Source organism: Flavobacterium silvaticum, assembly GCF_012911565.1.
In the GTDB taxonomy this organism is placed as follows: domain Bacteria; phylum Bacteroidota; class Bacteroidia; order Flavobacteriales; family Flavobacteriaceae; genus Flavobacterium; species Flavobacterium silvaticum.
The window spans coordinates 174263-183125 of record NZ_JAAMPU010000099.1; the positions used below are offsets into that span (position 1 = coordinate 174263).

The window sequence follows — 8863 nt, forward strand, 5'->3', positions numbered from 1 at the left end:
AATAACAACTAAAATAGAAAAAGATGAGTAAGTTAAGAATTGCAGCCTTTACGGCTTTCATCCTTGGATCTTCTGCCATCCAGGCGCAAGATACCAATGCTGCATTGAAAGCTATAGATGGCGAACAATATGAAAAAGCAAAAACGATCCTCAAATCAATTATACAATCAAAGCCGTCAGATGGACGCGCTTCTTTTTTGCTTGGTAAGGTTTATCTGAAACAAGACGTTGAAGATTCCGCGAAAGTCGTTTTCGATAAAGGGATAACAGCAAAAGATGATGGAAACCTCAATTACATCGGTCTTGGTGAAATCGACTTGAACAACAATAATACTTCCGGAGCACAGGCGAATTTCACAAATGCCCTTAAGGATGTCCGTAAAAAAGATACCGAAGAGTACGTCTATATTGCTAAAGCCTACATGGATGCCGATAAGCCCGATTTCAAAAATGCCCTCACCACACTTGAAAAAGCAAAAGTGGCAAACGCACAGGATGCACAGGTTCAGTTAGCATTGGGTGACGCTTACTTTGGTAACAAAAACCAAAACGAGGCTTATGTTTCCTACAGAAGTGCCGCCCAAATTGATCCGACACTTATCCGGGCAAAAATGCAGCTTGGTGTTCTTTTGAAATTCGCCCGTGCTTTTGCAGAAGCAGACAAAGCTTTCAAAGGTATTGTAGCAACAAACCCTGATTACGGACCGGTTTATCGCGAACTTGCTGAAACCTACTATTTGTGGGGAAATAATGAGCCTAAGAAATACAATGAGTACGTAAAACAGGCGGTTACGTATTACGAAAAATACATGAGCCTTACAGATTATTCATTGGCCTCACGTATGCGTCACGCCGACTTCCTGATTTTGGCCAAAGACTACAAAGCCCTTGAAGTAGAGGCAGATCAAATGAAAAAGATCGATAATGTAAACCCACGTATTTTGCGCTATCTGGGCTATTCGGCTTATGAAAACGGAAATACGGATGTTGCCATCAAGTCACTTCAGGACTTCATTGCCAATCCAAAAAGTAAAGTCATTGCCCGTGACCATATGTACCTTGGTCTTTCCAAATTGAAGAAAGCGGCGGGAACTGCAGGTCAGCCTGTAGATACGGCTTTATTCGACCAAGGTGTTGCCGATATCAAAAAGGCAGTGGAAATGGACAATACACTCACTGCGGATTTGAGCGAATTGGGTAAAACATTCTTCGACCAGAAATTGTTCCGTGAAGCAGCTGCGATTTATGAAATTGCCGTTTCAAACCCGGAATCAAAGAATTACACCCAGGATTTGTTCTATTATGGTTACGCGCTCTATTATGCAAACAACCGTAAGGATGCAAAACCAGATATGGATCAATTGGTTAAAGCAGAAGCTGCGTTCGCAAAGGTTGCAGAAAATTCCCCAACAACTCAAGATGCCCATTTGTTCCGTGCACGTGCAAACAGTTTGATGGAGAAAAATGCCGAGATGGCCAAGAGCTATGAAGATTACATTCGGGTTGCATCTGAAAAAGGACCTGAAGAATTGGCAAAGGAAGCAACCAAGAAAAAATTGGTAGAAGCCTATAACAATGCAGGAGCTTTCTACGCCGCAACTAACGATAAGGTCAAAGCAAAAGACTATTTCAATAAGTCAATCGCAATTTCTCCGACCGATGAGTTTGCGACACAATCGCTTAAAAAACTATAAATTATAAAGACCGGCCTCGAGCCGGTTTTTTATTGGTCTTTGATAAAGCACATTGATATGCGTATCTTTGCGCCGAATTATGATGGATACAGTAACACAAGACTTAGTCAACCAGGGAAAAATGCTTCCGCTAATGGAGGAATTCTATACCATACAAGGTGAAGGCTTCCATACCGGAACAGCTGCTTATTTTATCCGCGTTGGCGGATGCGACGTAGGATGTCATTGGTGCGATGTCAAAGAAAGCTGGAATGCCGATTTACATCCGCCAACTTCAATTAACACTATTTCTGAAGCTGCTTCGAAACACGGAAAAACGGTCGTAGTTACAGGCGGAGAACCGTTGATGTGGGATATGGAGCCGTTGACTACTGAATTGGTTCGGGCAGGAATGAAAGTGCACATAGAAACTTCCGGAGCATATGAACCAAGCGGTCATTGGGATTGGTTCTGTCTGTCTCCCAAAAAGACAAAATTGCCTGTAGATAAGGCTTACGAACTGGCCGATGAACTCAAAATGATCATCTACAACAAACACGACTTTGAATTCGCCGAACAACAGGCCGCCAAAGTAGGTGCCAAAACACATTTATTCCTTCAGCCCGAATGGAGTAAACGCGAACAGGTAACGCCATTGATTGTAGATTATGTGATGAACAATCCAAAATGGCGGGTTTCATTGCAGACACATAAATACCTCAATATTCCATGATGAGGAAATGGTGTTTAGTTGTCTTTGTTTTATTTTCGGCCATGTCGAACGCTCAAGTTGGCGATGTTGACGACGTTCATCCGGCAGATTTCATCGAAGCCAAATTCCAGGGTGGAACCGTCCTGGATTTCCATAAATATGTGGCCGATCATTTCGATACATCAAAAGCGTCAAAAGGCAAAATGGTAGCGTCTTTCACTATTTCTGAATCTGGCGAAATTACCGATATCAGGATCGTGGAAATTACAACAGTCGAAGCGGCCCAGGAATTCATTCGAATATTAAAAGCAGCTCCAAAATGGGAACCTGCCAAAAAAGGCGGAAAACCGGCCAGCATGAAAATCAAATTGCCACTAGTCTATAATTAATATGCCCGGGATTGCCGGGTTTTTTTATGCCATGAAAGAACAATTTTTACTAAATCCAGAAATCGCCTATCTCAACCACGGTTCTTTTGGCGCGTGCCCGAAGCCCATTTTTGATGCGTGGCAAAACTGGCAACACGCCCTCGAATTCGAGCCGGTACAATTCATCCTTAAAAAATCGCCCCAGCAGCTTTTGAAAGCCAAAGCGGCACTGGCTAAATTCATAAATTGTGAGCCTCAGGATTTTTATTTCACTCCGAATCCTACGTATGCGATCAACACGGTCATGCATAGTTTGAAGTTGAAGCCAGGCGATGAAATCCTGGCAACAGATAACGAATATGGCGCAATGGACAGAACCTGGAATTATTTTACCAGGAAAACAGGTGCGGTGTACGTTCGGCAACCGGTGACTTTGCCCGTTGTTTCAAAAGAACAAATGATTGCAGATTTCTGGAAAGGCTATTCAGAAAAGACTAAAGTGGTTTTCCTGAACCAGATTTCAAGTGCGACGGCTTTGATCTTTCCGGTTAAGGAGATTTGTGAAAGGGCCAAGGAATTGGGATTGATAACTATTGTTGACGGGGCTCATGTCCCTGGGCATATTGACCTCGATTTAAGAGATCTGGATCCGGACTATTATACCGGAACGTTGCACAAATGGATGATGGCACCCAAAGGCTCTTCATTTTTATATGTGAAGAAAGAGCTTCAAAATGACCTAGATCCGTTGGTGGTTAGTTGGGGTTATGACAGCGATATGCCGGGAGAAAGCCGATTCCTTGATTATCATGAACATCAGGGAACACGCGATATTTCATCGTTTTTGACAGCCGATACGGTTGTGGAATTCATGGAAAGTATCGATTGGAAAACACAGGCAAAATACAATCGCCAACGGATTCTTGAGCAATATGGACGATTCTGTGATTTGGTGGTAAGCCAGCCGATTTGTCCGGTGACGGAGGAATTTTTAGGGCAGATGTGCAGCATTCCGATTAAGACAACGGATGCAATCGCGTTAAAGGAATTGCTATTCTCCAGATACAAAATCGAAATTCCGGTGATGGCGTTGAACGGACAAGTCTATATAAGGATTTCAACCCAGGTTTATGTTTCGGATGAAGATATTGAAAGGCTTTACGACGCTTTGAAAGAAATAAAGGCCCAAACAGATTTGCTTGCCTAGCCCGGACAAAGCGGTTAGCCCACAGGACAGAAAGCCCGTGTTTGCGGGTTTATATGGCGACCACCGGAAGCCAATATAAACCCGACAATAAACGGCTTTATGGTCGAGGACTATTAGCGGCGGCCGGAACCAGCTCCAAAAAATCAAACAAAAAGCCTTGCCAGATAATCGAAGTGCTTTCCTTCAAAAGCTATTTCACATTTGAGTCCGTTGGCATTTGCCGCAGTATGCAACGTATTATAGTCTAAATATAACCAGAAAAACGGCTCTTCGAATTCGCCTTTGTATTGCACGCGGAATTCGAGTTCGCCATAATAGCTTGATGCCGGAACTGATACTGCACCGTCTTCATCTTGGTCGAACATATAAATGATATCAGATGAATCAATAAGAATCTGGCCATTTGGTCGCAAAAGTGATTTGAGTTTTTTAAGGAAAGCTGACAGATTTGAATATTTCCCGCAGATTCCGGTTCCGTTCATTAGCATTAGGATGGTGTCGTATTTTTCACCTGACAATTCCATTATGTCTGCAACCGATGCGTTTTTGATACCGCGTAATCTACACGCTTCGATGGCTTTTGGTGAAATATCTATCGAATGCACTTCGAGATTGCGTTCGTCCTGCAGATATAATCCGTGACTTGCGGCGCCGCACCCAACTTCGAGAACTTTTCCGTGTGACAACTGAAGCGCCTTTTTCTCCAGTTTCGGCATTTGGCTGTAGCTGCGGAAAAGCCACGAGACGTTCATGACATCGGGTTCAGAAATGGAAGTTTCCGTAATCAGATCTTCGGGTTCATTATCGGTCTGGAAGTCGAGGATGGCAAGGCCGAAAAGGTCTTTCATAAGGCAAATGATCAAAGTCTGAAAGGCGAATGATTGAAGTCCTTTGTCATTTGTCGTTCAGTCATTCATCGTATTAGTATCTTTGCAGCATGCAAGAATTCCTCAAACAATTACCGCAGCTTGCCAAAGATAAGCATATCGAAAACAAAAAATATTTCGATAAGCTCAGGAAAAAGCCGCCCAGGAATCTAGATTACGTGATGCAGGAATTACATGATGCGGAATTCAAACGCACCGATTGCCTCGATTGCGCCAATTGTTGTAAAACCACAGGCCCTTTGTTTACGGATATGGATGTGGAGCGGATCGCCAAACATCTGAAATTAAAACCGCAGCAATTCATCAATCAATATTTGCGTATTGATGAAGACAATTATTACGTGTTGCAAAGTGTTCCGTGTACGTTTCTGGCAGCCGATAATTATTGTCTGATTTATGACGTGCGCCCAAAAGCTTGTCGCGAATTTCCGCATACCGACAGAAAAAAGTTCCAGCAGATTTCGGCAATCACTTTGAAGAATATTCCAATTTGCCCGGCGACTTACAGAATTGTGGAGGAAATGAAGAAGCGGTTGCCTTTGTGATGGTTAACAGTTAACAGATAACGGTTAACAGTTGGACAAATGACGCGCAGATACTTTTATAATTCCTTTGTGTCTTAGTGGCTTTGTGTCTTCGTGTCAAAAATTAGCGCATTAGCGCCTTTCCAAAAAAAAGCCTCCAATCGGAGGCCAACTATACGAACAAATAATCGTCTGCTAATTGTAAATGATCTGTCTTTCTTCCACCTACTGCAGAGACCAGATAATCTACGCCGCGTCCGATATAATCAATCATCTTATTGATCCATTCCCGGATCGTGGAAAAAAATTCGACCGCTTTGTCGACATACGAATGAAGCACTTCGATAATGCGTTGCAATTCGTCCATTACATTGAGGAGTGTTTCTGCGCCTTTCATAGGAATTTCGTGTTGTTATTCAGTTGACTAAATATAGAAAACCGGCCTCAATAAATTTCATAAGGTTTTCTTATTTTTTTGAATTCGTCGATTCCGGGTTTCCAGCTTTGGCGTATTTCTGCCTCGGACATTCCGCTTTCTATCTGGCGCTGCAAGGTTGGTGAACCTGCCAGTTTGGTAAAATAGGAAATGAAGAATTTGGGTTTGTCGGTGAAATCCTGATAGGCTTTGAGCAGCCATTTCAATTCGATTCCCGCGTGTCTTGTTTCAAAGGACAAATCCTCGCCACAACAAATTTTGCCGTTTAGCGGCGGATTTTTAGACCCGAAATTCGGCTTTGGCGTAAATTCAAAATGCATCTCAGGCAAATTCGGAGAGCCGTAAACCTGGAATTGTTTCTCGGTTCCGCGTCCGATGCTCACATTCGTCCCTTCAAAAAAGCAAAGGCTCGGATATAAGTTGATAGCGCGGTCATTTGGTAAATTGGGCGAAGGACGAACCGGCAAATGATAAGTCATCTGTCTGTTATAATTCAAACAAGGAATCACAGTCAGGTCGCATTGAATGCCGTTCTTGAGCCATTTTTCACCATTGATCATTCGGGCATACTCGCCAATAGTCAACCCGTGAAGCACCGGAATTGGGTGCATTCCCACAAAGCTGCTGTATTGTTTTTCAAGCGTCGGTCCATCGACGACGCTTCCGTTCGGGTTTGGCCGGTCTAGTACAATCAGCGGAATCTTATTCTCGGCACAGGCTTCCATTACATAATGAAGTGTCGAAATGTAAGTGTAGAATCTGGTTCCGACATCTTGCAAATCGAACAACATCACATCTATTCCTTTGAGTTGATCTGCAGAAGGTTTTTTATTATCGCCATAAATCGAAATAATAGGAATTCCGGTTTTGGTGTCTTTTCCGTCCTTGATGTCTTCGCCGTCATCAGCGGTTCCGCGAAAACCGTGTTCTGGCGCATATATTTTTTTGAGCTTCTGATGTGATTTCGTAACGAGAAAATCTACCAGATGTATTTGTTTCCGGATACGCATTTCGCGATTCTTCATCGAAACGGAATCGGTCATCCGGAACACCGAATCATAATCGACAATCCCGGTTTGGTTGGTGACTATGCCAATGTCTTTTCCGTCGATGAGCTCAAAATAAGCCTCGGTATTGCTCGCGCCTGTGTGGAATTGCGCGGTAGGAACCTGACCTTTCATCACTTTGATGGCTCCGGGAACAGGATCGTTCCCAACAACAGCACCTTTTCTGGCGGGGACGCACGAATGAACTAACGCCAATAACATTGAGGCAAAAACAAGAATGACAATATAGCCGTTGTTATCGGGACGGCGCCGCTTTTTCAAAACCTTCATTTAAAATCGGAAAAATAAATAGACACTAGGTTTATGGCTTTGGAATAGCGTATTTTTGAGGACAGAACAAGGTAATTTGAATCTCGAATATTTCATAGCGCGCCGGCTGATTACCGCCAGGAACCGTAAAAGTAGCATTTCGGCCCCAATTATGAAAATTGCGGTGTGGGCTATTGCCATCGGGATGATCATGATGATTTTGTCTGTGGCTACAGGCATTGGGCTTCAACGTAAAATTCGTGAAAAAGTTGCGGCCTTCAATGGGCAGATCATCATTACGAATTTGGATGACAACGAATCTGATGTCAGTGTCAAACCTGTTTCCATCCATCAGAAATTCTATCCTGTTTTTAAGGAAATTCCAGAAATCACCCATGTTCAGGCTGTCGCTTCAAAAGCCGGTATTATAAGAACAGCCGATGCTTTTGAAGGCGTCATTTTTAAAGGTGTTGGGTCAGACTACAGATGGGACAATCTCAAAGAATATCTTGTTTCAGGTCGATTGCCTAATTTGAAAGGTACGCTTAACGATGAAGTCATCATATCTGAATACCTCGCCAATCGCCTCAATTTAAGAGTGGGCTCGCGTTTCAATACGTTTTTCATGAAAGACGACGGGGCTGTGCGGAAACCGAACCTGCGTGTTTTTCAGATTGTCGGTATCTATAATTCAGGATTTCAGGAATTCGACGCTCAGTTCATACTCGGAGACATCCGGCATTTGCAACGCATCAATAAATGGAAACCAGACCAGGTTGGCGCTTTTGAATTGTTCGTGGACGATTTTTCAAAGCTCGACGAAATAGGCGATAAGGTTTACAAAACGACTTTCAATGCCCAAAACCCAGCTGAAACACTCGACAGTAGAACGATTGCTGAGAAATACGGATACATTTTCGAATGGCTCAAACTGTTTGATTTCAACATCATCGTAATCCTTGTTGTCATGATCCTCGTAGCTACTATTAATATGGTTGTGGCTTTGTTAGTATTGATCTTGGAGCGAACGCGTTTTATAGGTACGCTTAAATCGCTTGGTGCAAACAATTGGACCGTCCGTAAAATTTTTCTGTACAATGCCGGTTATCTTATTTTGAGAGGTCTTTTTTGGGGCAACGCTATCGGAATACTATTAATAGTAATACAGCAGCAATTCGGAATCGTAAAACTCAACCCTGAGAATTATTATGTGACTACGGCTCCCGTATATTTTGATTTTGGTTACATTTTCCTTCTGAATTTCGGTACTTCGATTATTTGCCTTATCGTTTTGCTCATTCCTTCTATTATAATTTCACGAATTTCTCCGGTAAAAGCTATTCGTTTTGATTAGTGTTTGGGCGTGTCCCTCGGCATTGCCCAATTGGTGAAGATCATCACTGATGTGCCTCGTGCCGGTCTGCGTCTTTTAGTCCTCGCGCCGCCGTGGTTCGTCAATCGTCCTGGAAAAGCTTCCTTTGGTCGCTTCCCCAGGTCGTGCCTCACACCCGGCTGCCGCTGCGGGCTAACCGTCTGCGCCCTCACGCGGGGGGCATCTGGCAATCCAACGGTTCGGCAACCGGAAAAAAAATCCCTATCCAATTCGATAGTTCCCAGCGCCTTACGGAAAAGGGGAAAAAACTTTTGGGAAAAGGCTTGGAAAAGTAAAAAAGGGGGCTACCTTTGCACCCGCTAAAGCAGCAGGCTCTTATATATTCTGATGGTTGATAAAAAGGTTGG

The 8863-nt window shown here is 43.3% G+C and carries 9 protein-coding genes; 6 read left to right on the forward strand and 3 right to left on the reverse strand.

Annotated elements, in window-relative coordinates:
* The first annotated feature begins 23 nt into the window (after nucleotides 1-23).
* From G6047_RS04420 to G6047_RS04435, 4 genes are all read left to right on the forward strand, one after another.
* A complete protein-coding gene (locus G6047_RS04420; protein ID WP_169526274.1) occupies nucleotides 24-1694 on the forward strand; it encodes a tetratricopeptide repeat protein in 1671 nt (556 codons plus the stop codon).
* Between the two features lie 82 nt (nucleotides 1695-1776).
* Nucleotides 1777-2406, forward strand: coding sequence for a 7-carboxy-7-deazaguanine synthase QueE (locus G6047_RS04425; RefSeq protein WP_169526282.1), 630 nt, complete (start codon nucleotides 1777-1779; stop codon nucleotides 2404-2406).
* A 41-nt stretch (nucleotides 2407-2447) separates the two neighbouring features.
* Entirely contained in the window at nucleotides 2448-2774 is a 327-nt protein-coding gene (locus G6047_RS04430) for an energy transducer TonB (RefSeq protein WP_169526275.1), read from the forward strand.
* A gap of 31 nt (nucleotides 2775-2805) precedes the next feature.
* Nucleotides 2806-3960, forward strand: a complete 1155-nt coding sequence (locus G6047_RS04435; RefSeq protein WP_169526276.1) for an aminotransferase class V-fold PLP-dependent enzyme — start codon at nucleotides 2806-2808, stop codon at nucleotides 3958-3960.
* Nucleotides 3961-4103: 143 nt separating this feature from the next.
* Here the strand turns inward: G6047_RS04435 and G6047_RS04440 are convergent, their stop codons facing one another.
* Nucleotides 4104-4808 (reverse strand): class I SAM-dependent methyltransferase, encoded by a 705-nt coding sequence (locus G6047_RS04440; protein ID WP_169526277.1) that lies wholly within the window; start codon nucleotides 4806-4808, stop codon nucleotides 4104-4106.
* Between the two features lie 89 nt (nucleotides 4809-4897).
* Here G6047_RS04440 and G6047_RS04445 point away from each other — a divergent pair, with 89 nt between their 5' ends.
* Nucleotides 4898-5392, forward strand: a complete 495-nt coding sequence (locus G6047_RS04445; RefSeq protein WP_169526278.1) for a YkgJ family cysteine cluster protein — start codon at nucleotides 4898-4900, stop codon at nucleotides 5390-5392.
* A gap of 151 nt (nucleotides 5393-5543) precedes the next feature.
* On the opposite strand, the gene G6047_RS04450 is transcribed toward G6047_RS04445, so the two are convergent.
* Nucleotides 5544-5768 carry a hypothetical protein gene (locus G6047_RS04450; protein WP_169526279.1) on the reverse strand — a complete coding sequence of 75 codons (225 nt, stop codon included), beginning with the start codon at nucleotides 5766-5768 and terminating at the stop codon, nucleotides 5544-5546.
* A 47-nt stretch (nucleotides 5769-5815) separates the two neighbouring features.
* Nucleotides 5816-6988, reverse strand: coding sequence for an exo-beta-N-acetylmuramidase NamZ family protein (locus G6047_RS04455; RefSeq protein ID WP_235946494.1), 1173 nt, complete (start codon nucleotides 6986-6988; stop codon nucleotides 5816-5818).
* Between the two features lie 232 nt (nucleotides 6989-7220).
* Here G6047_RS04455 and G6047_RS04460 point away from each other — a divergent pair, with 232 nt between their 5' ends.
* Entirely contained in the window at nucleotides 7221-8477 is a 1257-nt protein-coding gene (locus G6047_RS04460; protein WP_169526284.1) for an ABC transporter permease, read from the forward strand.
* The last annotated feature ends 386 nt before the right edge of the window (nucleotides 8478-8863 follow it).

Excerpts from the sequence above, each read along its gene's own strand:
- G6047_RS04435 (WP_169526276.1), top strand. The coding sequence starts at position 2,806 with ATGAAAGAACAATTTTTACTAAATCCAGAAATCGCCTATCTCAACCAC.
- G6047_RS04420 (WP_169526274.1), top strand. The coding sequence starts at position 24 with ATGAGTAAGTTAAGAATTGCAGCCTTTACGGCTTTCATCCTTGGATCT.
- G6047_RS04450 (WP_169526279.1), bottom strand. The coding sequence starts at position 5,768 with ATGAAAGGCGCAGAAACACTCCTCAATGTAATGGACGAATTGCAACGC.
- G6047_RS04455 (WP_235946494.1), bottom strand. The coding sequence starts at position 6,988 with ATGAAAGGTCAGGTTCCTACCGCGCAATTCCACACAGGCGCGAGCAAT.
- G6047_RS04445 (WP_169526278.1), top strand. The coding sequence starts at position 4,898 with ATGCAAGAATTCCTCAAACAATTACCGCAGCTTGCCAAAGATAAGCAT.
- G6047_RS04430 (WP_169526275.1), top strand. The coding sequence starts at position 2,448 with ATGTCGAACGCTCAAGTTGGCGATGTTGACGACGTTCATCCGGCAGAT.
- G6047_RS04440 (WP_169526277.1), bottom strand. The coding sequence starts at position 4,808 with ATGAAAGACCTTTTCGGCCTTGCCATCCTCGACTTCCAGACCGATAAT.
- G6047_RS04425 (WP_169526282.1), top strand. The coding sequence starts at position 1,777 with ATGGATACAGTAACACAAGACTTAGTCAACCAGGGAAAAATGCTTCCG.